This is a genomic window from Klebsiella sp. 141198 (assembly GCF_050600785.1).
Taxonomy (GTDB): Bacteria; Pseudomonadota; Gammaproteobacteria; order Enterobacterales; family Enterobacteriaceae; genus Klebsiella; species Klebsiella aerogenes.
Window position 1 is genome coordinate 146,558 of record NZ_JAQIRM010000006.1, and the last position, 25,142, is coordinate 171,699.

The window sequence follows — 25,142 nt, forward strand, 5'->3', positions numbered from 1 at the left end:
GATGTATCAGCTTATCCTCGGCCACATCTCAATCCTTAGCGCCCTGCCGTTGCCGCCTGTGCTGATGGCGCAGGCGCCGGACGGCCCGTGGCGGGCCAGCTGGCTTGCCGGGCGCGCGCTGCTGGCGCATGCGACTACCCCGCTAATGGATATTCAGTATGGCGAACAGGGTAAACCGGCTTTCCCGCCCGGCTGCGAGCGGTGGTTTAACCTTAGCCACAGCGGCAACCATATTGCCCTACTGCTGAGCGATGAAGGCGAGGTTGGCTGCGATATCGAAGTGATTCGCCCGCGCAACGGCTGGCAGCGGCTGGCTAACGCCCTGTTCAGCGAGGGCGAGCACCAGGAACTGGAGCGTGAACCGCCGGAGCGGCAGTTAGCCGCCTTCTGGCGTATCTGGACGCGCAAAGAAGCGCTGGTGAAACAACGCGGCGGCAGCGCCTGGCAGATGACCTCTGTGGACAGCGCCTTTCACGGCGCGCTGTCATTGAGCCAGATTCAGTATGAAGGGTTAAGTATTGCGGTCTGTACGCCAACGCCGTTTAAGCTGACGGCGGCGCACATTCAATGTTTTAACGGCGCGGCTTGACCGGCCAGAAGATGGTCAGCACGCCAGCGATAATAATCAGCACGCCCAGCAGCGATTGCCAGTAAAACGGTTCATGCCAGCCGGGCAGCCAGATGGCGGCGGCCCACACCAGAATATAGCTCAGGCTTAGCAGCGCGTAAGCTTTGGCCAACGGTAAGCGGTGTAGCGCGAAATACCAACAGACCATCGACAGCAGATAGCCAACCAGGCCGAAACCCAGGCTGAAGGTACCGGTGCGAAAATGCAGCAGATGATTGAGGAAGGTCAGGATATCGGTCAACGGCGGCAGTTCGACCATCGCGCTGCGCAACAGCAGCTGTGCGCCGCTGACCAGGCCAACGCTCAATAACGCCCAGATTAAGCCCATCAGACGCTACTCCCCAGAACGGCGATACCGACGACGATCAGCCCAACGCCAAGCCAGTGGCGGCGCGCCACCGGCTCGCGCCAGATGCCCCATGCCGCCAGCGTCACCCAGACAAAATTGAGGCTCAGCATCGGATAGGCAATACCGACCGGGATTGCCTGCAGTACCCCCAGCCACAGCAGCATACCGCCGCTGAGCGCCAGCAGGGCTAATCCCAACCAGACCAGGATATGCCGCCCGCGCCGCCCGCTACGGGACGGCCGGGTCGCCTGCTTCTGGCACAGCTGGCCGGCGCAGCTAAGCAGGCTGGCGAGTACCAGACAGAACCAGACACTCATTGCGGCAGATACTGAATAAACACCACGCGCCCCAGCTCGTAGGAGTTATCAGGTTTCGGTAACGCCAGTTCGTTCATCGTTTCACCTTTATCCATCAGCAGCACCAGAGAGATGGGTCCCTGCTGGCGGTGCGCCGCCAGCCAATCAGCAAATTCGTGAGTCGCCAGGAATTTGCTCTGCGCATCCGGCCAGCCGAGGCCATATTTTAGCTCCCCCTGCTTGTCATACAGGATGATGTCGTCACGCTTGAGCTCCCACGCCAGCCCCGCGCCGATACCGACGCTGTTGGTCAGTACATAGCGGCTTGGCGCCAGCGATTCACTCACGATATCCACCAGGAACTGCGGCTGTTTGCTGTCAATAACCCGGTCCGGAATAGCGAAGCCCACCAGCAGCGCCAGCCCCAGCGGGCAGATGGCGGCCAGCGTCCAGCGACGACCGTTGTCCTTGATTGCCAACCAGCCCATTAGCGCCCATACGGCAAAGGCGATCGCCGCCAGCAGGCATTTATACAGCTCGATCTTCGTCCACACCGGTTTATGCATGACGCCCCACGGTGAGACCACCAGCACCGCGACCAGGCCGATCAGGCCAAAACCGAGGTTGATCATGCCGTTAATGCGCAACGCTTTCGCCCCCGCCTTCGCGGCATCCAGCGCGTAGCGGGCCATCAGAATCGACAGCGGCATAAAGCACGGCAGAATGTAGGTCGGCAGTTTTCCTTTGGCGATGCTGAAGAACAGGAACGGCATCGCCACCCAGCCTAACAGATACAGTGCGCCGCGGGCATCATCGCGTTCGACCCAGCCGCGCTTGAGCGCGCCTGGCAGCAGCGCCAGCCACGGCAGGCTTCCGGCTATCAGGAACGGAATGTAGTACCAGAACGGCGCTTTATGCTGGGCGTCTTTCTCGGCGAAACGCTGAATATGTTCGACCCAGAAGAAATAGCGCCAGAAATCCGGTTCGCGATTAGCGATAGCCAGCCCCCACGGCAGCACCACCAACGTACAGACCACTACCGCCAGCCAACCGTAGGTTAGCACTTCGCGCCAGCGCTTACGCGCAATCACCCACGGCAGCACGCCAACTACCGGCACCGCCAGCGCCAGGAAGCCCTTGGTCATCACCCCCATACCGCAGGCGAAGCCCAGCAAGACATAACCTAAAATCTTACCGCCGCGGCTCTGCGCCTGGGAGGCCCCCCAGAAGCTGCACATCGCCAGCGCCAGCCACATGGTGATCATCGGGTCCAGCACCGCGTAGGTTCCGATACCGTATACCAGCAGCGCGGTGAGGAAGATAACCGGCGACAGGATCGCCACGCGTTTATCGCGGAAAATACGCCACGCCAGCCACGCCACCAGCAACGCGCTGACGGTAATGGCGAAAACCGCACCGAAACGCACGCCGAAGTTATTATGGCCGAATAACCACTGGCCGATACTGTTAATCCAGTAACCGGCAATTGGCTTTTCAAAGTAACGCAAACCCAGCAGATGCGGCACAACCCAGTCGCCGGAAGCCAGCATTTCACGGCTGATCTCGGCATAACGGGTTTCATCAGGCTGCCACAGCAAACGGAAATTCAGCGGCAATAAGTAATACAGCGCAAAGAGCACAACCAGAGAGACGCCATAACGAATGCTTTTCATACACCCGAGCCCAGTAATTGTTCACGTCCAAGCCAACCTTCCCGGCCAGCCAGTTCACCACGGACCACTTTGCCTGACGGCAGCTCGCTAAAGTCAGCGGGCAACAGCTGGCTCAGTGGGCAAAATTGTATTTCTTCTTCCTCCGCCATGGTCAGCAGCGCATCGAACTGGTCAGCGTAGGCAATGCCTTCCACTTCGGCGTGGATGGTATAGACCGGCGTTCCCTTGTCGCGATGGATGCAGTCCAGCAGATAGCGGTTAAAGCCGGCGATATCGACGGCGCTACCGACCACTTCATCCCAGGTGGGAAGCGTCACCGGGATTTGTACGGTGCCGGAGGCCCCGCCGCCAAGCTGCGGCAGGAATGGCCGCGTGCCGCGACAATCGCTGTTGTAGAGGAAATCGAAGGATTCTTTCGCTTTTACCACCCGCTGGTCGGCGCGCCAGCCGGCGACGGCTGAGCAGGTCACCGGGCGACCGATAATGCGTTCCAGTTCGAGCAGACCGCGTTCCACTTCCAGCGTCAGACGTTCCTGCGGCCACACGCCGCTCCATGCCTGCCAGCTGTAGTGGTCCCAGGCATGCAGGCCCACTTCATGGATCTGCGCGGCGGCGCGAATAACCTCTTCGTTACCCGCGCCAATCCTGCGCCCCGGCCACGCGGTACCGGCCAGCAGAATATCCCAGCCGTACAGCGACGCCGCGTTAGAGCGCAGCATTTTCCACAGAAACTTCGGTTTTACCAGGCGCCATAAATGGCGCCCCATATTGTCCGGCCCGACGCTGAAAAAGAAGCTTGCCTGAATCCCGTGCTTGCCCAGCAGGGCCAGCAGCCGCGGTACGCCATCACGCGTCCCGCGAAAGGTATCGACATCTATGCGTAAGCCGACTTGTTTCATGAGTTTTTATCGTCCGTGAGCTCAACGGTGCGCAGGAAGAAGTCCAGAGTGTGCTCAACGGTCTCCTCCATCTCGACGGTCGGTTCCCAGTTCAGGCAACGTTTTGCGTTACGAATGCTCGGCTTACGATGCTCAACGTCCTGGTAACCTTTACCGTAGTAATCGCTGCTTTCCACTTCACGGAAACCGGCGAACGGCGGGAAGCGATCGCGCAGCGGGTGGCGCTCGAAGCAGGCAAGCAGCATTTCCGCCAGCTCTTTGATGCTCGCTTCGTTTTCCGGGTTACCGATGTTGATTATCTGTCCATCGCAGCGACCGTCTTTGTTCTCAATGATGCGGAACAGCGCTTCGATACCGTCGCTGATATCGGTGAAGCAGCGCTTCTGCTTACCGCCTTCGATAAGCTTAATCGGCGAACCTTCCACCAGATTGAGGATCAGCTGAGTGATGGCGCGGGAGCTACCGATACGCGCGGCATTAAGATTATCCAGACGCGGTCCCATCCAGTTGAACGGACGGAACAAGGTGAATTTGAGGCCGTTCTTATCGCCATAGGCCCAGATCACGCGGTCCAGCAGCTGTTTAGAAACCGAGTAGATCCAACGCTGTTTGTTGATCGGCCCGACCACCAGGTTGGAGGTATCTTCGTCGAAGTTTTTGTCGGTGCACATGCCGTACACTTCCGAGGTCGACGGGAAAATGATGCGCTTATTGTATTTCACGCAGTCGCGGATAATCTTCAGGTTCTCTTCGAAATCCAGCTCGAACACGCGCAGCGGGTTACGGGTGTATTCGATAGGCGTAGCGATCGCGACCAGCGGCAGTACCACATCGCACTTCTTAATGTGGTATTCGATCCACTCGGAGTGAATGCTGATATCGCCTTCTACGAAGTGGAAACGCGGGTTATCGAGGAAACGGCTGATGGCGTCAGAGCCGATATCCAGGCCGTAAATCTCATAGTTGTCGTCCTGCAACAGACGTTCGGTCAGATGGTTACCGATAAAGCCGTTGACGCCGAGGATCAGCACGCGGGTACGGCGCTTAATCGCCACCACCGGTTTGCTGCTCAGTACCGCGCTGGTCACCAGCCCCAGCGCCTGCGCCAGTTGGGTTCCCTGCATATAAACGCCGCGTTCGGTCTGGCCGGTGACGATTTCCAGCGCCCCCTGCTGACAGGCCACTACCAGCGGCGCGACAGAGATCACGGTGCCGGGCTTGGCTGCTGGCAGGTCGGCGCGCACGCGGGATTTCCAGACGATAAATTTATTCGCGCCGGCATAGGCGAAGGCGCCCGGCCACGGATCGGACACCGCGCGCACCAGATTGTGCAGAGTCTGCGCCGGTTTGTCCCAATCGAGACGCCCGTCTTCCGGAGTACGACGGCCCACGTAGGTCGCCTGGCTGTGGTCCTGCGCGCGTTCCTGAGTCTTACCCTCACGAATAGCCGGCAGCGCCTGGCCCAGCAGATCGGAGGCGGCGGCGCACAGTTTACGGTGCAGCGCCAGCGCCGCTTCATCCGGGCCGATAGCCACAGCTTGTTGAGCGACGATATCGCCCGCGTCGGCGCGGTTAACCATTCGGTGCAGGGTCACGCCGGTTTCACTTTCGCCGTTGACCAGCACCCAGTTCAGCGGCGCGCGACCGCGGTATTTCGGCAGCAGAGAACCATGCAGGTTGAAAGCCCCCTTCGGCGCGATATTCAGGATCTCATCGCACAGCAGGTTGCGGTAGTAGAACGAGAACAGCACATCCGGCTTCATCTCGCGAATACGTTCAATCCACAGCGGATGGTTGACATCTTCCGGCGCCCATACCGGGATACCCTGCTCGGCGGCAATACGGGCAACGGAACCAAAGAAATGGTTTTCGCCAGGGTTATCCGGATGGGTAAAAATAGCGGCGATTTCATACCCGGCATCCAGCAGTGACTGAATACCTGCGCAACCCATATCGTGATAAGCGAAGACTACTGCTTTCATGAACGATCTTCCTCTTGAGACGCCGTTTCCGGCTGACGAACAACACGTTGAATAAAGTAACGGGGACGGGCGCGAACATCGTTATAGATGCGGCCGATATACTCCCCGAGCAGGCCCATACCGACAAACTGAGCGCCGATGAACATGAACAGCACGGCGAAGAGCATGAACACCCCGTCAGCCGCCCACTGCGGACCGAAAGCCAGACGCAGCACCACCAGCAGCAGGCCGAAGGCGAAGCCCAACAGGGCTATCACGCTGCCGAAAATGCTCAGTAAACGCAGCGGGGTGGTGGTCAGACAGGTCACCAGGTCATACATCAGGTTAATCAGACGCATGAAGCTGTATTTGGAGTCGCCGAATTCGCGCTCGGCGTGCATCACCGGGATCTCGACCGCCCGGCGGGCGAAAGTATTCGCCAGAATCGGGATAAAGGTGCTGCGCTCATGGCAGTTGAGCATGGCGTCAATGATATGGCGGCGATAGGCGCGCAACATGCAGCCGTAATCACCCATGGCTTTACCGGTGGTTCGCTGAATCAGGCGGTTAATCATCTTCGAGGCAGATTTACGGAAGATGCTGTCCTGACGGTTCTGGCGCACGGTACCGACCACGTCGTAGCCTTCATCGGCTTTTTCCACCAGCCGCGGGATCTCTTCCGGCGGGTTTTGCAGGTCGGCATCAAGGGTGATGATCAGATCGCCGGTGACATGGCTGAAACCGGCCATAATCGCCGAGTGCTGGCCGTAGTTACGGTTCAACAGCACCGCCACCACGTGGCTGCCTTCGGCTTCGGCGGCCTCGGTCAGCATGCGCGCGGAATCGTCGCTGCTGCCGTCGTCGATCAGCAGAATTTCATATTGGCGCCCTAGCGTCGCACAGGCGGCGTCGGTACGACGCAGCAGTTCCGGCAGACTATCCTGTTCGTTATAAACCGGGATAACCACCGAGACTTTTTTTACGGGAGGATAAGTAAGCATATCAACGTCCTGACAACTGATGCAGCGCGGTAATGACGCGGGTGACATCGTCGTCGGTCATATCCGGGAACAGCGGGATGGAACAAATGCGCGCGCTGTTCCATTCGGTATTCGGTAACGAAACCTCAGGAAAACGCTCGCGGTAATACTTTTGCGTATGGGCCGCGCGGAAGTGCAGACCGGTGCCTATGCCCATGGCTTTGAGTTTTTCCATCAGGGCATCGCGGCTGATGCCGCAGGCCGCTTCATCAACGCGGATAATAAACAGGTGCCAGGCGTGCTGGTGATCCCATGCCGGAACGGTCAGCGGCTTAAACGGGGTATCCGCCAGCTCGCGCAGGTAGCGCTGGGCGATTGCAGCGCGACGTTGATTCGCCTGTGCAAGCTTATCCAACTGCACCAGCGCCAACGCGGCGTTGATATCGGCCAGATTGTATTTGAAGCCGGGTGTAATCACTTCCGCCTGCGGCGCGCGGCCGTGGGTCTGGCGGTCGTAGGCGTCAACGCCCAGGCCGTGGAATTTGAGGCTGCGGATGCGGGAAGCCAGCTCGTCATCATCGGTGACGATAAGCCCCCCTTCGGCGCAGGTCATATTTTTGATCGCGTGGAACGAAAAAATCGCGGTGCCGCGCCAGCCGACATGGCGGCCCTTATAGTGCGTTCCCGCGGCATGCGCGGCATCTTCGATAACCGGAATACCGTGGCGCTCGCCAACGGCGCGGATCGCATCGATATCCGCAGGCGCGCCCGCGTAGTGGACGGGAATAATCGCTTTCGTCCGCGAGGTGATCGCCGCTTCCACCGCCTCAGGGGTAATCATCAGATTGTCGTGATCGACATCAATCATCACCGGCGTAGCGCCCAGCAGACAGATCATATTCAACGTCGACACCCAGGTTTGCGAAGGGGTGATCACTTCGTCGCCAGGGCCAATGCCCATCGCCATTAGCGTGACGTGCATACCGCCGGTGGCGGAGCTGACGGCGATAGCGTGGCGGTTGCCGGTCAGTTGGCAAAATGCTTCTTCCAGCGCCTGGTTTTTAGGACCGGTAGTAATCCATCCTGATTGCAAAACTTCACGCAGCGCAGCCAGCTCTGCGTCGCCCATCGACGGGCGCGAAAACGGCAGAAATTCGCTCATCTTTTTCCTGTTCTATTAATAACCCACTAAAAAAGGGGGTCGGTAGAAAGAAATATCCTGCGCCAGCGGACTTAAACAAAATGAAAATGAAGTCGGTTCACCGCCACATTTCATTCCAGGGTATTTCGACGGTTATAAATCTAGTCGCTGTTGCTTAGGATAATATTAAGAAATTAATATTTTTCGCGAGAATAGTAATATCTCATTGAGAATCAGATGGATAGTATTTTCTTATGGCAGGAATTAGTAGTAAAAAGCCCCAGTTTCATAGAGAAAACTGGGGCTTAACGGGTAAAAGTAAACGAATCGTCAACCAGCCCGCAATAAATATTTATTTACGTTTTAATCTATCGGTAAAAATTAGCGTTAGATCACAGAATTATTTCTGCTGTATTACAAATTTGCAGGAAAATCAGCAGGTAATTCATTAGCAGGGCAATTAATAACTTCGTTATTATCCGCGCCGCAATCGCGAACAAAGGTAATAGTCGCGAATTCATCAATCACTTCGGTCGGGTAGGCCGGGCCGGCGTCACGAAAGGCGTTCATTAACGGAATATGATCGTTCTGGAAGCAGACGGTTTTTTCCGGGTTATTCATGATCCAGCGGGGGAAGAAAATGGTGCCGTGGAACAGTTTGTCGCCCAGGTTGACGATCAGGCTGACGTCGGTACCGGTTGGTTCGGTCCAGGAAATTTTATAAATGCTTTCGCCTACCCGCACGATGTACGCATGCTGGTCTTTCACCCACCGGTTGGCAACGATGCCGCTGTGAATACGATAATCCAGGGTGGTGCCATTTTTAACGTAAATTTCGTAGTTCCAGCCGTTGTCGTAGGTATAAACCAGATGTTTACCGATAAAGCCGCTGAGGTCATGTTTATCGAAAGTGCTCATTATTTATTCTCCTCTGTTTCGTTGAGGTAAGAATACGGCTTTAAAAATTGAATGAATAACGCTATGTTTGGATGAAAATAATCTAATTTTTAGATGAATTATGCACAAGACCACGCTGGAACAATGGGCGCTATTGGAAAAGGTGATTGAGCTGGGCAGCTTTGCCAAAGCCGCGGAAGAGACCAACCGCAGCCAGTCTTCGGTGAGCTATAACCTGGCGCTGCTGCAGGAACGTTTAGGAGTGGCGCTGCTGGCGCCGTCCGGGCGGCGGGCGGTGCTGACGCCCGCTGGCGAACTGTTGCTCAATCAGGTGAAACCGCTACTGAAGGCCTTTTCGTGGGTTGAGACCCACGCCGCGACGCTGCGCAACGGCGCGCGCACCCGGCTGGATCTGGTCGTCGACAGCATTTTTCCCCGCCAGCGGCTGTTCGCCATTCTGCGTCAGTTTCAGCAACGCTACCCGCAAACTCAGGTTCGGCTGACCGAAGTGCTGGAAAACGTCGATGAGGCAAGCGCCGCCCGCAGCGAGGCAGACGTGATGGTCTTAACCCGTCGCCAGGATATTACCGGGCGCGGTGAATGGCTGATGAATATCGACTTTATCGCGGTCGCCCATCGCGACCATCCGCTATCGCAATCGGATGAATTGCTGGACGACAACGCACTGGCTCCCTGGCCGCTGATCCGCATTGCCGACCGTAGCGGCGATGCCTCATCCACGCGCGATGCCTGGACCTTTTCTACTATTGATGCCGCTATAGATGCGGTGCTGTATCAGGTGGGATTCGGCTGGTTACCTGAGGAGCGAATCCGCGCACACCTGGAACAGGGCGTGCTGAAAGCGCTGCCGCTGAGCCATGGCGCCCGCCGCGCCACGCCGCTGCATTTGATAGTGAAGCGGGACCTGGCTCCGCTCGATGAACAGGTCACCACCCTGCTGGATTTGTTCAGACAATCGTAATCATATGCTACATATGATTTTGTTATGGTTTTCTCCCAACATATTGATCCAGGTTACTCCTTAAGTATGACAAATTATTAAAATCGTCATACTTTTCGTTCCTTCTGGATGTAAACCTTGTCTATTTTCCGCACCACCTTGCTGGCGCTCTGCGCCTGCATTCCTCTGCTCGCGCCCGCCGCCATGCATGAAATCGCCATCGCCTGGCCGGTTAACGTCGGTCCTCTTAATCCACATTTGTATACGCCGAACCAAATGTTCGCCCAAAGTATGGTGTATGAGCCGCTAGTCAAATATCAGGCTAATGGCCGGGTTACCCCCTGGCTGGCTACCCGCTGGATCCACTCAGCCGATGGTAAAATCTGGCGTTTCACCCTGCGTGATGATGTCTACTTCTCCAACGGCGAACCTTTTAACGCCCAGGCCGCGGTGGCCAATTTTCAGGCGGTGCTGGCCAACCGCCAGCGGCACGCCTGGCTGGAGTTGACCAATCAAATAACGGACGTTCAAGCGCTCAGCGATAACGAACTACAAATCACCCTGAAAAGCGCCTACTACCCGTTCCTACAGGAACTCGCCCTTCCCCGCCCGTTTCGTTTTATCGCCCCCTCGCAGTTTGTTGACGGTAGTACGCAGCGAGGCATCAAGGCGCCCATCGGCACCGGTCCGTGGATGCTGGCCAGCTCGCAGCTTAATCAGCAGGATGTACTGGTACGCAACCCGCGCTACTGGGGCAAAAAACCGGCGCTTGAGAAAGTCACCGTGAAAGTGATCCCCGATGCCACCAGCCGGGCGGTCGCCTTTGAAACCGGTGAAGTTGATCTGCTATACGGCGATGAAGGGCTACTGCCGCTGGATACGTTCGCCCGTTTTCGCCAGCAGGACGAGTACCGCACGCGTCTTTCCGCCCCGTCGCAAACCGTGATGCTGGCGCTCAATACGCTGCAAGCGCCAACGAATGAACTGGTGGTACGCGAGGCACTTAACTATGCCGTCAATAAACAGGCGCTCATTGACGGCGTGCTGTACGGCACTCAGCAGGTTGCCGACGCGCTTTTCGCACCGTCGGTACCTTACGCGCCGGATGATCTGCCGCCGCGCCGCTTCAATCCAGATAAAGCCCGAACGCTACTGGAAAGCGCTGGCTGGAAACGAATATCCGGCAAGGATATTCGTGAAAAAGACGGGCGCCCGTTGCGACTTGAACTGGCTTTTATCGGCACCGATGCGCTGGCTAAGTCGATGGCGGAAATTATCCAGGCCGACCTGCGCCAGGTAGGTATCGATGTCGGGCTGGTCGGCGAAGAGGAGAGCAGTATCTATGCCCGCCAGCACGATGGCCGCTTCACGATGATCTTCAACCATAGCTGGGGCGCGCCCTTCGACCCGCACGCGTTTATGAGCTCAATGCGCGTCGCTTCGCACGCCGACTATCAGGCGCAGCGCGGCCTGCCGGATAAAGCAGTGATTGATCAAGAGATAGGAGAGGTACTGACTACCACCGACGAAGGCCGCCGTCGCGAACTGTATCGCGATATCCTCACCCGTCTGCACAACGAAGCGGTCTATCTGCCGATAAGCTACGTCTCGCTGATGTCCGTCGCCCGCAAAACGCTGGGCGAAGTGCCCTTCGCGCCGGTGACCACCGATCTGCCGTTAGAACTCATTACGCCGGTGACACCATGATGTTGAAATATCTCCTTCGCCGCCTGCTACCGCTGCCGCTGATGCTGCTTGCCGCCTCGGCGATCATCTTCCTGTTGTTACGTCTTGGCGCCGGCGACCCGGCGCTGGACTATTTGCGCCTTTCTAACGTGCCGCCCACCAGCGAAATGATTGCCGCTACCCGCGAGCAGCTTGGGCTCAATCAGCCGCTGGCGCTACAGTATCTACACTGGCTGTGGCGCGCGCTGCATCTCGATTTTGGCGTCTCCTACGCCAGCCAGCGCCCGGTGCTGGACGACCTGCTGCATTTTTTGCCCGCGACGCTACAGCTCACCGGCGCGGCGCTGGTGATTATTCTGCTGACCTCGCTGCCGCTGGGGATCTGGGCCGCGCGCCATCGCGACCGATTACCCGATTTCGCCGTACGTTTGATTGCCTTCCTCGGCGTCTCAATGCCCAACTTCTGGCTGGCCTTTTTGCTGGTGATGCTCTTTTCCGTCCATCTGCGCTGGCTGCCGGCAATGGGCTACGGCGGCTGGCGACATCTGCTGCTGCCGGCGTTTTCCATCGCCCTGATGTCGCTGGCGATCAATGCCCGTCTGCTGCGCGCCAGCATGCTGGAAGTGTCCAGCCAGCGCCACGTGGTCTGGGCGCGTCTGCGCGGGCTGAGCGAAAGTCAGGTGGAGCGGCGACACGTGCTGCGTAACGCGACGTTGCCGGTAGTGACGGCGCTGGGTATGCACATCGGCGAGCTGATTGGCGGCACGATGATCATCGAAAATATCTTCGCCTGGCCCGGCGTCGGTCGCTATGCGGTTTCCGCGATTTTCAATCGCGACTACCCGGTGATCCAATGCTTCACCCTGATGATGGTGGCGGTGTTCGTGCTGGCCAATCTGGCGGTCGACCTGCTTAACGCCGCGCTCGATCCGCGCCTGCGCCGCCATGAGGAGGCTACCGTATGACGCTGTTCGCAACCTTCCGCTGGCCGGTAAAACTGGCGCTACTCATTATTGCGCTGCTGGCGGCAATCGCCATGAGCAGCGGCTGGTGGCTGCCCTATGACCCGGCGGCCATCGATCTCCATCAACGTCTGCTCTCTCCAGGTGACGCCCACTGGCTCGGCACCGATCATCTCGGCCGGGATATTTTCTCGCGCCTTCTCGCCGCCACCCGCGTCTCGCTGGGCGCGGTGATGGCCTGCCTGCTGCTGGTGCTGCTGATAGGCCTTACGGTCGGCGGCAGCGCCGGGATGGTGGGCGGCCGCGTCGATCGCGGCCTGATGCGCCTGGCCGAACTATTTATGACCTTCCCAACCTCAATACTGTCGTTCTTTATGGTCGGCGTACTCGGTACCGGTCTTAGCAACGTGATTATCGCCATTGCGCTGTCGCACTGGGCCTGGTACGCAAGGATGGTGCGTAACCTGGTGGTCTCTCTGCGCCAGCGCGAGTTTATTCTCGCCGCGCGCCTGAGCGGCGCGGGACATTGGCCCTTGTTCCGTGACCATCTGGCCGGCGCGGTGATCCCTTCGCTACTGGTGCTCGCCTCGCTGGATATCGGTCATATGATGCTGCACGTGGCCGGTATGTCGTTCCTCGGCCTCGGCGTCAGCGCGCCGACGGCGGAATGGGGGGTGATGATCAACGACGCCCGTCAGTATATCTGGACGCAGCCGCTGCAAATGGTCTGGCCCGGGCTGGCGCTGTTTATCAGCGTGATGGCTTTTAACCTGGTAGGCGACGCGCTGCGCGATCGTCTCGATCCTCAGCTGATCGCGGAGCATAACCACTGATGCCGCAAAAGATCCAACTGGAACAACTTTCGCTCGTCGCCGACCGTCCGCTGGTCAGCGACGTTTCCCTTACCCTGCGCCGCGGTCAGGTTCTGGCGCTGCTCGGCAGTAGCGGCAGCGGTAAATCACTGACCTGCGCCGCCACGCTCGGTATTTTACCGCCTGGCGTCAGGCAAATCGCGGGCCGGGTGCTGCTCGATGGTATCCCGGTGTATGGTGAACAGCTGCGCGGCTCGATCATCGCCACCATTATGCAAAATCCGCGCAGCGCCTTTAATCCGCTACATACCATGGCGGCGCACGCGTGGGAAACCTGCCGGGCGGCGGGTTACGAAGTCAATAACGCCGCCCTGCTGGCGACGATGGAAGAAGTGGGGCTGGAAAATCCGCTCTCGCTACTTAAGCGCTACCCCTTCGAGATGAGCGGCGGCATGCTGCAGCGGATGATGGTGGCCCTGGCCCTGCTCAGCCGCGCGCCGTTTATTATCGCCGACGAGCCGACCACCGACCTTGATGCCGTTGCCCAAGCGCGCATTCTCGACCTGCTGGCGGATATCGTCGCCAACCGCGGGCAGGGGCTGCTGCTGGTGACGCATGATATGGGCGTTGTCGCCCGTCTGGCGCATGACGTGGCGGTGATGGAAAACGGCCGTCTCGTTGAACGCTGCGACGTCAACACGCTATTTAGCGCCCCACAGCACCCGCTCAGCCAGCGCCTGCTGGCCGCCCATCTGGCGCTGTATGGTCTGGAGAAAACACCATGAATTTACTCAGCGTAAACGCAGTGAGCCACGATTACCCCCATCATGGCCCGGTATTGCGCGATATCCAGTTCGACATCGCCCCCGGTGAAACGGTGGCGCTGCTCGGGCGCAGCGGCTGCGGCAAAAGTACCCTGGCGCGGATGCTGGTCGGTCTCGAAACGCCGCGGTATGGCGATGTCGCCTGGCGCGGCGCGTCGTTGACCTCCCTGAAGGGGGAAGCGACCGGCGCCTTTCGCCGCGATATTCAGCTGGTGTTTCAGGATGCCATTAGCGCGGTGAATCCGCGCAAAACGGTACGCGAGATTATCAGCGAGCCGCTGCGGCACCTGTTTAGTTTATCGCGCGATGAGCGTACGCAGCGGGTGGAGGAGATATTGCTTGCGGTTGATCTCGCCCCGGCGCTGCTCGACAAGCGTCCGGCGCAGCTCAGCGGCGGACAGCTGCAGCGCGTGTGCCTGGCGCGGGCGCTGGTGGTCCGTCCGCAGCTATTAATTCTCGACGAAGCGGTATCGAATCTCGATCTAATGCTTCAGGCGGAAATTATCGCCCTGCTCAAACGCCTGCAGGCGCAGTTCGCCACCGCCTGCCTGTTTATCACCCACGACCTGCGGCTGGTGGAGCGTTTTTGCCAGCGGGTGCTGGTGATGGATAGCGGACGCATCGTTGAAACGGCAACGGTTAGTCTGCCGCTGCGCCTTACATCCGCTGCCGGACAGGCGCTACAGCGCGCGGTGCTCCCGCCCTTTCCCAACACTCTGCTTAACGAGGCCATGCCATGCAGCGCGTAACCCTGACTCTGGATGATGACCTGCTGGCCGCGCTCGACGCGCACAGCGCCCACCGCGGGTACTACAACCGCTCGGAAGCGGTGCGCGATATTCTGCGTGACGCGCTTCACCACAATCCGCTACAGCAGGCGGCGCAGCGCGGCTATGCGGTCCTGTCGTACGTGTATGAGCATGAAAAACGCGAACTGGCGAGCCGGCTGGTCGCCTCTTCGCATCAGCATCACGATCTTTCGGTCGCCACGTTACATGTCCACATCAATCATGATGACTGTCTGGAGATCGCGGTGCTGAAAGGCAACATGGACGAAGTACAGCATTTTGCCGACGAGGTGATTGCCCAGCGCGGCGTGCGGCATGGGCATTTGCGGTGTTTAGCGGATGATAATTAAAACGATGGCAATTTGATGCAGACTGTTTTAAGCCTGTTTGAGACGTTCATTGAGCGTCTCAAGGATCCAGGTATTTACGGAAACCTGCTCCTCTGCAGCGGCGGAGCTAAGACGCTCACCAAATGATTCAGGATAGCGCAATGTGAAGGTTTTCAACTTTTCCGGCTGAGCATAAGGCTCGATGCCCGCTTCACGACAATCAGCAAGATATTCCTGTAATGATATCTCGCCCTCCTGTTGTAACCCTTGAATGCTATCGGAAACAAAATCGCAATATCCTGATAATCCCAGGAACTTACCGCGGAATGCATTGAGTTCAGGCACGTAGTTGATAACAGCAGGCTGCCCGGCAATCTCCATTGAATTTGGCGTTTTAGGTTTGATCATGGTTTTACCCCTCCTTGCCGCATGAGTTCACCTACTGAAATCATTTTTCTGATAGCACAATGTGAAGTCAACTTCTTACCAGGCAAACTTTGTTTATCAACAGTTGATAAACCACATAAACTATACACTTTGTTAATTATCCCTGTTCGCCAATAATGGCGCCTCATTTAACGATCTCGTTATGGCGAGGCTCCTGCATAAATACAAGTTACCGCCCTGTTGGTATCGAGAGAGACCACTCAGGGAAATACAGGCTTCCATCGAATCAAGGTGTTGCCAAGGTAACTTCTGGCGGTCATAACCGTTCAGATACGTTATGCAGTGCTAAAACCAGGACGTAGGGATCTGCCTGCGCTAACCCTGTCTTGTTCGCCCCTATGAGTGATTTTTTATAGGGATTTTAATCATGTCTTCCATTCAACTCTGCGCCGCGCATCAGGCGACCTCTGGCTTCGACGGCGATGCGATCGCCCAGTACATGCGTACCGACTTTATTACGCTGCAGGAACATTTCAGCGTCCATGAGGCGCGTGAACACTTTATCTCGCAGCTCGCCAGCGACGATATCCCCGGCCAGGTATTTGTCGTCGCTGGCAACAAGCTGCGCGGCAGCTTATCGGTCAAAAAACTATTGCAGGAGGCAGAGGTAGGCCAGTCTATTCGCTACCTGATGGACAGCTGTCTGTTCCGCGTTAAACCCGACGATGAGCGTCCTCAGGTCATTGCCGAACTCACCGAGCGCGGCCTCGATCTGGTGCCGGTTGTCGATAAAGGCGAGCTGGTCGGCTGCCTGATGGAAAAAGAAATTGCTCATCTGCTGGAGGATGACGTCACCGAAGACGCCCAGCTGCAGGGGGCGACGCTACCGCTGGAAAAACCGTATCTGGAAATCAGTCCGTGGACGCTGTGGAAGAAACGTTCGGTCTGGCTATTGCTGCTGTTTGTTGCCGAAGCCTACACCAGCAGCGTGCTGCAGCATTTTGAAGAGGCGCTGGAATCGGCCATCGCGCTGGCCTTCTTCATCCCGTTACTGATCGGCACCGGCGGCAACAGCGGAACTCAGATAACCTCAACGCTGGTGCGTTCGATGGCGTTGGGTGAAGTCCGCTTACGTGACATGGGACGGGTAATCCGCAAAGAGGTGTCGACCTCGTTTCTGATTGCCCTGACACTGGGTCTGGCGGGCTGCCTGCGCGCCTGGATGATGGGGATTGGCATGGAAATCACGCTGATCGTCAGCCTGACGCTGGTCTGCATTACTCTGTGGAGCGCGGTGGTGTCTTCGGTTATTCCGATGTTGCTTAAGCGGATCGGTATCGACCCGGCGGTGGTTTCCGCGCCGTTTATCGCCACGCTGATTGATGGCACCGGATTAATTATCTATTTCAAAATCGCCCAGTATTTTCTTGGGCTGAACTGATCGAAAAAGCCCGGGCATCAGGATGCCCGGGCTTTTTCGATTAAACTTCCGCCAGCGCCTGCGCGCAGGCCCAGGCGCTTGACCACGCCCACTGGAAGTTATAGCCGCCGAGCCAGCCGGTGACGTCCATCACTTCACCGATAAAGTAAAGCCCCGGCGCTTTACGCGCTTCCATAGTACGTGACGAAAGTTCGTTGGTATCCACACCGCCGAGCGTCACTTCAGCAGTACGATAACCTTCAGTGCCGTTCGGCTGCACGCGCCAGGCAGTTAACGTCTCCACCAGCGTCTGCCGATCGCGAACGTTCAGTTGCTTCAGTGTCACATCAGGTATCTGCCCAAGCTGCTGTAAACATTCGACCAGCCGCTTCGGCAACTGCATCGCAAGGGTGTTTTTCAGGCTTTGGTTCGGATGATCGCCCCGCTGCTCGTTGAGGAATGCCTCAAGATCGCAGTCCGGCAGCAGGTTGACGGTGACAAACTCACCGGGCTGCCAGTAGCTGGAAATCTGCAGCACCGCCGGGCCGGAAAGGCCGCGATGGGTAAACAGCAAATTTTCGCGGAACAGCGTACCGTTCTCGGCGGTAATGGTAGCTGGCACCGAAACGCCGGAAAGCACCTGCAGCTGTTCAAGCAGCGGTTTATGCAGAGTAAACGGCACCAGCCCGGCGCGGGTTGGCAGCACCTTCAGGCCGAACTGCTCGGCCACCTTGTAACCAAACGGCGATGCGCCCAGCCCCGGCATCGACAGACCGCCGGAGGCGATTACCAGCTTCTTCGCCGCCAGCGTTTCGCCGTTCACCTGTAGCCGGTAGCCTTGTTCATCGCGTTCGACGCTGAGAATTTCGCTGCGCAGACGGATCTGTACGCCGCCTTTTTCACATTCAGACAACAGCAGGTTGACGATTTGCTCCGCTGAATCATCGCAAAACAGCTGACCTAAGGTCTTCTCATGCCAGGCGATGCCATATTTGCCAACCAGCTCGATAAAGTCCCACTGGGTGTAGCGCGCCAGCGCAGATTTGCAAAAATGCGGGTTTTGGCTGAGATACGCCGCGGGCTCGACATACATGTTGGTAAAGTTGCAGCGGCCACCGCCGGACATCAGGATTTTGCGCCCCGGCTTTTTGCCATTATCGAGCAGCAGTACCCGGCAGCCCAACTGCCCCGCCAGCGCCGCACAAAACATTCCCGCCGCACCGGCGCCGATCACAATGGCATCAAACCTTTCCACTCAACTTTCCTCATTCCCGAATTGTCGGGAATTGTAAATATTTCACTCTGGTCGCACCAGCACGAAAAAAACAACAATCAGTTACGTCTTTGAAAAATATAGGATTACTCCCAACCGGGTAAAACCCAAACAGGAAGAAAATCAAAAAAAGTCTATATTTCACTTTGCCCGCGCCGCTAAAGTCACTGATAATGCGCCGCGTTCATGTCCTCAAAATGGCGTAACGTCCTATGCTACATTTATTTGCCGGTCTGGATTTACATACCGGACTATTATTATTGCTTGCTTTAGCTTTTGTACTGTTTTACGAAGCGATTAACGGTTTTCATGATACCGCAAACGCTGTTGCAACGGTGATCTACACTCGCGCAATGCGGTCGCAGCTTGCTGTTGCGATGGCGGCACTCTTCAACTTTTTCGGCGTTCTGCTGGGCGGTCTCAGCGTAGCCTATGCCATCGTGCATATGCTGCCAACGGACCTGCTGCTTAACATGGGTTCCGCACATGGCCTCGCCATGGTGTTCTCTATGCTGCTGGCGGCAATCATCTGGAACCTCGGAACCTGGTATTTCGGCCTCCCGGCCTCCAGTTCTCACACCCTGATTGGCGCCATCATCGGTATTGGTTTAACCAATGCGCTGATGACCGGTACTTCAGTGGTGGATGCACTGAATATCCCGAAAGTCATCGGCATTTTTGCCTCGCTCATCGTCTCGCCGATCGTTGGCCTGGTGGTAGCAGGCGGCCTGATTTTCATTCTGCGTCGTTACTGGAGCGGTACCAAAAAACGCGCTCGTATCCACCTGACCCCAGCGGAACGCGAAAAGAAAGACGGTAAGAAAAAACCGCCGTTCTGGACCCGTATCGCGCTGATCCTGTCCGCTATCGGCGTGTCGTTCTCGCACGGCGCTAACGATGGGCAGAAAGGCATTGGTCTGGTCATGCTGGTACTGATTGGCGTCGCGCCGGCGGGCTTCGTGGTCAACATGAACGCATCTGGTTACGAAATCACTCGTACCCGCGATGCGGTCAACAACGTGGAAACCTTCTTCCAACAGCGCCCTGAGCTGCTGAAGAAAGCCACCGGCGTTGATCAACTGGTTCCGTCACCGGAGACCAACACCGCGGCCAACGGCGAGTTCCACTGCCATCCGGCGAACACCATCAATGCGCTTGACCGCGTGAAGACGATGCTCACCGGAACGGAAAGCTACGATTCGCTGTCAGTGGATCAGCGCGGCCAGCTGCGTCGTATTATGCTCTGCATCTCCGACACCACCGACAAAGTGGCAAAACTGCCGGATGTGAGCTCTGACGACCAGCGCCTGCTGAAGAAACTGAAAACCGATATGCTGAGCACCATCGAGTACGCGCCAATCTGGATCATTATGGCGGTCGCGCTGGCGCTGGGTATTGGCACCATGATCGGCTGGCGCCGCGTGGCGACCACCATCGGCGAGAAGATTGGTAAGAAGGGTATGACCTACGCGCAAGGTATGTCCGCCCAGATGACCGCCGCGGTGTCTATCGGCCTTGCCAGCTACACCGGGATGCCGGTTTCCACCACCCACGTGCTCTCTTCCTCGGTTGCGGGGACAATGCTCGTTGATGGCGGCGGTCTGCAGAAGAAAACCGTCACCAGCATTCTGATGGCATGGGTACTCACCCTGCCGGCAGCCATTTTGCTGTCAGGCGTGCTGTACTGGCTGGCTCTGAAGCTTATCTAAGCAGTAGTCATGCGAAAAATGGGTCAGGAAACTGGCCCATTTTTTTTGCCGTCTATTCAGCACGGCTCAATGCCAGATAAGCAACGCAATCATACTCACCAGCACCAGACCACACAGCGCGCTGGTCAGGATGAACTGCCGGCGAACACGCTCACAGCGACGAATAAACTCGTCATCATGATGATCGCGATATCGTTGGGCATAGATATACCAAACCAGCCGCATTTGTTTACTGGGCTGCCCATGCGAGGTGAAAAAACCTCCGCCATCAACATATTGATAGAGCAAGGGATCGCAACCACGTAGCACAACCAATAATGCACGCAACGATGAGAAGTAACGTGCCATATTCACCACACAAACGATACACAGGGCCCAAAACAGCGCAACAGTGCTGATCATACTTCCTCCCCGGCGACCCATCCACGGAGATCCCTCCGGGACTACCGCTCCCCAATATCATCCAACCCACCGTACAGTAAAAGAGTGCGATTCCGGTCACGTTTATTTATCCGACCGGCTCATTAAATAGTGTAGGAGATCAGTTAATTTTTTTACCACAAGGTTAATCGTTATCAATACGTAAGACGGAATAATTTGTTTAACTAACGGTGAACCAGGTGCATTGACGGAGTGCGAGGGGCGCTATATTGTAGAAATTATCTTCTACAATTAAGTCCTTAAAGGCTTACCCCCCGCGAATCTAGCTTGCAGGACGCGGGCGAATCGACAGCACAGGCTGTCTGGTCCAACGGTCATCGACAACTTATGGAAGGAGTAACACTATGGCTTACAAACACATTCTTATTGCAGTAGACCTATCACCGGAAAGCAAAGTGCTGGTAGAGAAAGCGGTTTCTATGGCGCGTCCCTACAATGCGAAAGTTTCCCTGATTCACGTGGATGTGAATTACTCCGACCTCTACACCGGTCTTATCGATGTCAATCTGGGCGACATGCAGAAACGCATCTCTGAAGAGACGCACCACGCGCTGACCGAGCTTTCCACCAACGCCGGCTACCCGATTACCGAAACCCTGAGCGGCAGCGGCGATCTTGGCCAGGTGCTGGTCGACGCGATTAAAAAATATGATATGGACCTGGTAGTCTGCGGTCACCATCAGGACTTCTGGAGCAAGCTGATGTCCTCCGCGCGTCAGCTGATCAACACCGTTCACGTTGATATGCTGATCGTACCGCTGCGCGACGAAGAAGACGAATAATCGCTTTTCCTCGCCAGCCAACGCCCGCGCCTGCGGGCGTTTTTGTTTTTATGCTGCATCCCGCCTGAATCCCATTGCCCCCATCAGGATATCAATCCAGATAATTAATATCGGTTAGTGTGATCAACCATTTATTAGAATTAATATCTATATAATAATCTATACATTCAGCCAATGGCCGAATCATTATGGGCCATAAGACTTTTTCGGCGCGTTTTGGCAGACGCGTTCATACTTTTTGGGATAGCACTAAAAGGCGAAGGAATATGAAAACAACTGCACCTACGGGCTTGCTGCAGCAACCCCGTCCGTTCTTCATGATCTTTTTTGTAGAGTTATGGGAGCGTTTTGGCTATTACGGCGTCCAGGGCATCCTGGCGGTGTTCTTTGTTAAACAGCTTGGTTTCTCTCAGGAACAGGCATTTATCACCTTTGGCGCCTTTGCGGCGCTGGTCTACGGCCTCATTTCCATCGGCGGCTATGTCGGTGACCATCTGCTGGGAACCAAACGCACGCTGGTGCTCGGCGCCGTCGTGCTGGCTATCGGCTACTTTATGACCGGCCTGTCGCTGCTCAAACCCGACCTTATCTTTATCGCGCTTGGCACTATCGCCGTCGGCAATGGGCTGTTTAAAGCCAATCCAGCGAGCCTACTGTCAAAATGCTATCCGCCGAAAGACGCCCGTCTCGACGGCGCCTTCACCCTGTTTTATATGTCGATTAATATCGGCTCGCTACTGTCGCTGTCGCTGGCGCCGGTTATTGCCGATAAGTTCGGCTACGCGGTGACCTACAACTTGTGCGGCGCCGGGCTTATCGTCGCGCTGATGGTCTACTTCGCCTGCCGTGGAATGGTGAAAGATATCGGTTCAACCCCGGATCATCAGCCGCTGAGTTTCCGTAATCTGCTGTACGTGCTGGTCGGCACCGTGGTGATGATTTTCCTCTGCGCCTGGCTGATGCATAACGTTAAAATCGCCAACCTGGTGCTGATTGTGCTGTCCATCGTGGTGACGATTTTCTTCTTCCGCGAAGCCTTCCGCCTCGATAAAACCGGCCGCAACAAGATGTTCGTCGCCTTCATCCTGATGCTCGAAGCGGTGGTGTTTTATATCCTGTACGCCCAGATGCCAACCTCGCTGAACTTCTTCGCCATCAATAACGTGCATCACGACATTCTCGGCATCGCGATTAACCCGGTGAGTTTCCAGGCGTTGAACCCGTTCTGGGTGGTGGTCGCCAGCCCGGTACTGGCGGCTATCTACACCCGTCTTGGCAACAAAGGTAAAGACCTGACCATGCCGATGAAATTCACTCTCGGCATGTTCCTCTGCGCGCTGGGCTTTCTGACCGCCGCCGCGGCCGGGATGTGGTTTGCCGACCCGCAGGGGCTCACCTCGCCATGGTTTATCGTGCTGGTTTATCTGTTCCAGAGTCTCGGCGAACTGCTGATTAGCGCCCTGGGACTGGCGATGGTCGCCGCGCTGGTTCCGCAGCGGCTGATGGGCTTTATTCTGGGGATGTGGTTCCTGACACAGGCCGCCGCGTTCCTGATGGGCGGCTATGTCGCGACCTTCACCGCGGTGCCGGAAAATATAACCGACCCGCTGCAGACGCTGCCGATCTACACCAACGTGTTTAGTAAAATTGGCCTCGTGACCCTGGCGGTGACGGTGGTGATGGCCTTTATGGTGCCGTGGCTGAACCGGATGATCAATACCCCGGCCAGCGCCGAGTAACCCGTTAGCCGCCCCGGCGACAACCGCCGGGGCGCGCGGCCTAGTTCTTACGCGCCGCGATCCACTCCTGCACTTCAATCACAAACTCATCCGGCGCTTTACGGTACATCTTACGCGCCAGATCGAGGATAGTATGCTGGCCTAACGCCTCTTCCATTCGCTGCTGCGCCATATCCATGACCGCACGCACACCGCAAATACCTTCGCAGGCCCACTGCGGCGGCTGCTCATCAAACACCGCAAGACGCTGGCGGATCTCACGGCACTCGAAAATACGCTTTTCGCCATCAATAGCGTTGGCAACATCCAACACGGTGATGTGCTCAGCCGCTCTGGCAAGCTGAAAGCCGCCGCCTTTGCCTTCAATACTGCGCACCAGGCCCGCTTTCGATAGGCGGGTAAAAATCTTGGCCAGATAATCGTAGGGCACGTTTTGCAGCTCGGCGATTTCGCGCACGCTCATATCGCGGGCGTCGCCTTTGCTGTCCACCATACACATCAGGCTATGGATGCCGTACTCAACTCCGGAACTGTAAAATGCCATTCACTTATCTCAGCCAATATTAATCTGAGTTATTGTAGCTTTTCCCACCGCCTCATTCCAGATATCTGATATCTCCTCTCGCAAGACAAAAATTTAATTTATTATTTATCAGTATATTAAATAAAAACGCTGCTAAAGGATCCTCAGGATCGCGTGAGAGGCGTTGCTTTTCTTAACTGCGACCAATAAAATCCGAGTAAATGAATCGTAGTTAACAGCGAGTGAAAAAAAGATGCGTAAACAAATCCTGATCGTAGGCGCCGGTTTTGCCGGGATGTGGGCGGCCCTGAGCGCCGCGCGTTTAGCGGAAAAAAATCAACAGCAGGCCGTTGATATCACAGTCATTGCGCCGCAGCCTGAGCTGCGCATTCGTCCTCGTTTCTACGAAAGCGACGTACCGTCGCTGGTTGCGCCACTACAGCCACTGTTCGATGCTACCGGGATCCGTTTTCTTCGTGGCAGCGTGTCGCAGATCCATCCCGCGGATAAAACGGTAACCTGGACCGATAGCAACGGCGAAAGCCACGCTCAGTACTGGGATCGTTTAGTCCTGGCGAGCGGTAGTCACGTCAACCGCGCGATGGTCACGGGCGCGGCACAGCACGCTTTCGACCTCGATCAGCTCGAAAGCGCTACGACGCTGGAAAACCACTTAATTGCTTTAGCACAGCGTCCGCAAAGCGATGCGCGCAACACCGTGGTAGTCTGCGGCGGCGGCTTTACCGGTATCGAGATGGCGATGGAATTACCGACCAAGCTGCGCGCGATCTTCGGCTCGAATTCTAAGACCAGAGTAGTCGTAGTTGAACGCGGTCCGCAGCCGGGCTCTCGATACAGCGATGCGCTGCGTGAAGTCATCATTCAGGCCTCAAAAGAACTGGGCGTCGAGTGGCTTGTGAATGCTGAAGTGGCAAGCATCGATGCCGCTGGCGTGAACCTGAAAGACGGAAAGCGTATCGACTCGCAGACCGTGATTTGGACCGTCGGCGTGCAGGCGAATAATCTAACAGCGCAAATCGATGCGCCGCGCGACCGTCAAGGGCGTCTGCATGTCAACGCCGAACTACAGGTGGTGGGTTACGATGATATCTACGCGACCGGCGACGTGGCCTATGCCGCGACCGATGATAAGGGCAATCACGCCCTGATGACTTGCCAGCACGCTATCCTGCTCGGTAAATTCGCCGGTAATAACGCCGCCGCCGGCCTGCTGGGCGTCGCGCCGCTGCCCTATCGCCAGGAAACCTACGTTACCTGTCTGGATCTCGGCGCCTGGGGCGCGGTTTACACCGAGGGTTGGGATCAGCAGGTGAAACTGACGCGCGAAGAGGCAAAAAAGGTGAAGGTGTCGATCGTCAGCGAACTTATCTATCCGCCGAAAGCCGATAAAGCCGCCGCGTTTGAGATTGCCGATCCGCTGGCGCCGTTTGTTTAAGTATTGCGGTTCCCGGCTTGCGCTACGCGAGCCGGGCTACTTTCTAATGCTCTATCTATCCGGTCACCGCTTTTTATTTATAATATCAATATAAAAATATATTTGATATAGACCCCAAATATCTCCGCAGGAAAATAAGCATAAGTCTTATTTTATTACCATATTATTTGTGGTGTTTTTAGTATGATAAACTACTCTGCAAGATACGTGGCCTTAATTAATACAT

General features: G+C 56.6%; 25 protein-coding genes and 1 riboswitch. Of the genes, 13 read left to right on the top strand and 12 right to left on the bottom strand.

Going from position 1 to position 25,142, the window contains the following annotated elements; all coding sequences use genetic code 11:
- The first annotated feature begins 1 nt into the window (after nt 1).
- Nucleotides 2-589: a 4'-phosphopantetheinyl transferase AcpT gene (gene acpT, locus PGR10_RS20230; RefSeq protein ID WP_430924005.1), complete on the top strand. Its 588-nt coding sequence runs from the start codon at nt 2-4 to the stop codon at nt 587-589.
- Here the strand turns inward: acpT and arnF are convergent.
- From arnF to PGR10_RS20270, 8 genes are all read right to left on the bottom strand, one after another.
- Nucleotides 573-956 (bottom strand): 4-amino-4-deoxy-L-arabinose-phosphoundecaprenol flippase subunit ArnF, encoded by a 384-nt coding sequence (gene arnF / locus PGR10_RS20235; RefSeq protein WP_045397099.1) that lies wholly within the window; start codon nt 954-956, stop codon nt 573-575. The genes acpT and arnF overlap by 17 nt on opposite strands.
- Nucleotides 956-1,294: a 4-amino-4-deoxy-L-arabinose-phosphoundecaprenol flippase subunit ArnE gene (gene arnE / locus PGR10_RS20240; RefSeq protein WP_430924006.1), complete on the bottom strand. Its 339-nt coding sequence runs from the start codon at nt 1,292-1,294 to the stop codon at nt 956-958. The genes arnF and arnE overlap by 1 nt, the downstream gene beginning before the upstream one ends.
- Nucleotides 1,291-2,946: a lipid IV(A) 4-amino-4-deoxy-L-arabinosyltransferase gene (gene arnT, locus PGR10_RS20245; protein ID WP_430918693.1), complete on the bottom strand. Its 1,656-nt coding sequence runs from the start codon at nt 2,944-2,946 to the stop codon at nt 1,291-1,293. Before arnT ends, arnE begins: the two co-directional genes overlap by 4 nt.
- Nucleotides 2,943-3,845: a 4-deoxy-4-formamido-L-arabinose-phosphoundecaprenol deformylase gene (arnD, locus tag PGR10_RS20250; protein WP_087859018.1), complete on the bottom strand. Its 903-nt coding sequence runs from the start codon at nt 3,843-3,845 to the stop codon at nt 2,943-2,945. Before arnD ends, arnT begins: the two co-directional genes overlap by 4 nt.
- Nucleotides 3,842-5,827 carry a bifunctional UDP-4-amino-4-deoxy-L-arabinose formyltransferase/UDP-glucuronic acid oxidase ArnA gene (gene arnA / locus PGR10_RS20255; protein WP_063447380.1) on the bottom strand — a complete coding sequence of 662 codons (1,986 nt, stop codon included), beginning with the start codon at nt 5,825-5,827 and terminating at the stop codon, nt 3,842-3,844. The genes arnD and arnA overlap by 4 nt, the downstream gene beginning before the upstream one ends.
- Nucleotides 5,824-6,807 (bottom strand): undecaprenyl-phosphate 4-deoxy-4-formamido-L-arabinose transferase, encoded by a 984-nt coding sequence (arnC, locus tag PGR10_RS20260; RefSeq protein WP_113373983.1) that lies wholly within the window; start codon nt 6,805-6,807, stop codon nt 5,824-5,826. Before arnC ends, arnA begins: the two co-directional genes overlap by 4 nt.
- A 1-nt stretch (nt 6,808) precedes the next feature.
- A complete protein-coding gene (gene arnB / locus PGR10_RS20265) occupies nt 6,809-7,948 on the bottom strand; it encodes a UDP-4-amino-4-deoxy-L-arabinose aminotransferase (protein ID WP_045397116.1) in 1,140 nt (379 codons plus the stop codon).
- Nucleotides 7,949-8,341: 393 nt separating this feature from the next.
- On the bottom strand, nt 8,342-8,848 hold the full coding sequence (locus PGR10_RS20270) for a phenolic acid decarboxylase (protein ID WP_430924071.1): 507 nt from the start codon (nt 8,846-8,848) through the stop codon (nt 8,342-8,344).
- A 97-nt stretch (nt 8,849-8,945) separates the two neighbouring features.
- Here PGR10_RS20270 and PGR10_RS20275 point away from each other — a divergent pair, with 97 nt between their 5' ends.
- The 7 genes from PGR10_RS20275 to nikR all read left to right on the top strand — a co-directional run bounded on the left by PGR10_RS20275 (nt 8,946) and on the right by nikR (nt 15,207).
- Complete coding sequence (locus PGR10_RS20275) at nt 8,946-9,806, top strand: LysR family transcriptional regulator (protein ID WP_047047856.1); 861 nt, start codon at nt 8,946-8,948, stop codon at nt 9,804-9,806.
- A 117-nt stretch (nt 9,807-9,923) separates the two neighbouring features.
- Nucleotides 9,924-11,492: a nickel ABC transporter substrate-binding protein gene (nikA, locus tag PGR10_RS20280; RefSeq protein WP_430924007.1), complete on the top strand. Its 1,569-nt coding sequence runs from the start codon at nt 9,924-9,926 to the stop codon at nt 11,490-11,492.
- Nucleotides 11,492-12,436 (top strand): nickel ABC transporter permease subunit NikB, encoded by a 945-nt coding sequence (nikB, locus tag PGR10_RS20285; RefSeq protein WP_087859095.1) that lies wholly within the window; start codon nt 11,492-11,494, stop codon nt 12,434-12,436. Before nikA ends, nikB begins: the two co-directional genes overlap by 1 nt.
- Complete coding sequence (nikC, locus tag PGR10_RS20290; protein WP_113373986.1) at nt 12,433-13,266, top strand: nickel ABC transporter permease subunit NikC; 834 nt, start codon at nt 12,433-12,435, stop codon at nt 13,264-13,266. Before nikB ends, nikC begins: the two co-directional genes overlap by 4 nt.
- A complete protein-coding gene (locus tag PGR10_RS20295; RefSeq protein ID WP_430918697.1) occupies nt 13,266-14,030 on the top strand; it encodes a nickel import ATP-binding protein NikD in 765 nt (254 codons plus the stop codon). The genes nikC and PGR10_RS20295 overlap by 1 nt, the downstream gene beginning before the upstream one ends.
- Nucleotides 14,027-14,818: a nickel import ATP-binding protein NikE gene (gene nikE, locus PGR10_RS20300; RefSeq protein WP_316425048.1), complete on the top strand. Its 792-nt coding sequence runs from the start codon at nt 14,027-14,029 to the stop codon at nt 14,816-14,818. Before PGR10_RS20295 ends, nikE begins: the two co-directional genes overlap by 4 nt.
- Entirely contained in the window at nt 14,806-15,207 is a 402-nt protein-coding gene (gene nikR / locus PGR10_RS20305) for a nickel-responsive transcriptional regulator NikR (RefSeq protein WP_430924008.1), read from the top strand. The genes nikE and nikR overlap by 13 nt, the downstream gene beginning before the upstream one ends.
- A gap of 27 nt (nt 15,208-15,234) precedes the next feature.
- On the opposite strand, the gene PGR10_RS20310 is transcribed toward nikR, so the two are convergent.
- Nucleotides 15,235-15,594: a type II toxin-antitoxin system HicB family antitoxin gene (locus PGR10_RS20310; protein WP_015703740.1), complete on the bottom strand. Its 360-nt coding sequence runs from the start codon at nt 15,592-15,594 to the stop codon at nt 15,235-15,237.
- Between the two features lie 168 nt (nt 15,595-15,762).
- A riboswitch (M-box (ykoK) riboswitch) is annotated at nt 15,763-15,944 on the top strand.
- A gap of 56 nt (nt 15,945-16,000) precedes the next feature.
- Here PGR10_RS20310 and PGR10_RS20315 point away from each other — a divergent pair.
- Nucleotides 16,001-17,014: a magnesium transporter gene (locus PGR10_RS20315; protein WP_015369274.1), complete on the top strand. Its 1,014-nt coding sequence runs from the start codon at nt 16,001-16,003 to the stop codon at nt 17,012-17,014.
- 40 nt (nt 17,015-17,054) lie between these two features.
- On the opposite strand, the gene PGR10_RS20320 is transcribed toward PGR10_RS20315, so the two are convergent.
- A complete protein-coding gene (locus tag PGR10_RS20320; protein WP_430924009.1) occupies nt 17,055-18,248 on the bottom strand; it encodes an NAD(P)/FAD-dependent oxidoreductase in 1,194 nt (397 codons plus the stop codon).
- Nucleotides 18,249-18,478: 230 nt separating this feature from the next.
- Here PGR10_RS20320 and pitA point away from each other — a divergent pair, with 230 nt between their 5' ends.
- On the top strand, nt 18,479-19,975 hold the full coding sequence (pitA, locus tag PGR10_RS20325) for an inorganic phosphate transporter PitA (protein WP_045397146.1): 1,497 nt from the start codon (nt 18,479-18,481) through the stop codon (nt 19,973-19,975).
- Between the two features lie 66 nt (nt 19,976-20,041).
- Here the strand turns inward: pitA and uspB are convergent, their stop codons facing one another.
- Nucleotides 20,042-20,377: a universal stress protein UspB gene (gene uspB, locus PGR10_RS20330; protein WP_015703743.1), complete on the bottom strand. Its 336-nt coding sequence runs from the start codon at nt 20,375-20,377 to the stop codon at nt 20,042-20,044.
- Between the two features lie 383 nt (nt 20,378-20,760).
- Here uspB and uspA point away from each other — a divergent pair, with 383 nt between their 5' ends.
- Both uspA and dtpB read left to right on the top strand, forming a co-directional pair.
- Nucleotides 20,761-21,198 (top strand): universal stress protein UspA, encoded by a 438-nt coding sequence (gene uspA / locus PGR10_RS20335; protein WP_004145166.1) that lies wholly within the window; start codon nt 20,761-20,763, stop codon nt 21,196-21,198.
- A 266-nt stretch (nt 21,199-21,464) separates the two neighbouring features.
- Complete coding sequence (gene dtpB, locus PGR10_RS20340) at nt 21,465-22,937, top strand: dipeptide/tripeptide permease DtpB (RefSeq protein WP_430924010.1); 1,473 nt, start codon at nt 21,465-21,467, stop codon at nt 22,935-22,937.
- Nucleotides 22,938-22,977: 40 nt separating this feature from the next.
- On the opposite strand, the gene PGR10_RS20345 is transcribed toward dtpB, so the two are convergent.
- Complete coding sequence (locus tag PGR10_RS20345) at nt 22,978-23,481, bottom strand: RrF2 family transcriptional regulator (protein WP_015369269.1); 504 nt, start codon at nt 23,479-23,481, stop codon at nt 22,978-22,980.
- Between the two features lie 232 nt (nt 23,482-23,713).
- Here PGR10_RS20345 and PGR10_RS20350 point away from each other — a divergent pair, with 232 nt between their 5' ends.
- Nucleotides 23,714-24,916, top strand: a complete 1,203-nt coding sequence (locus tag PGR10_RS20350; RefSeq protein ID WP_430924011.1) for an NAD(P)/FAD-dependent oxidoreductase — start codon at nt 23,714-23,716, stop codon at nt 24,914-24,916.
- The last annotated feature ends 226 nt before the right edge of the window (nt 24,917-25,142 follow it).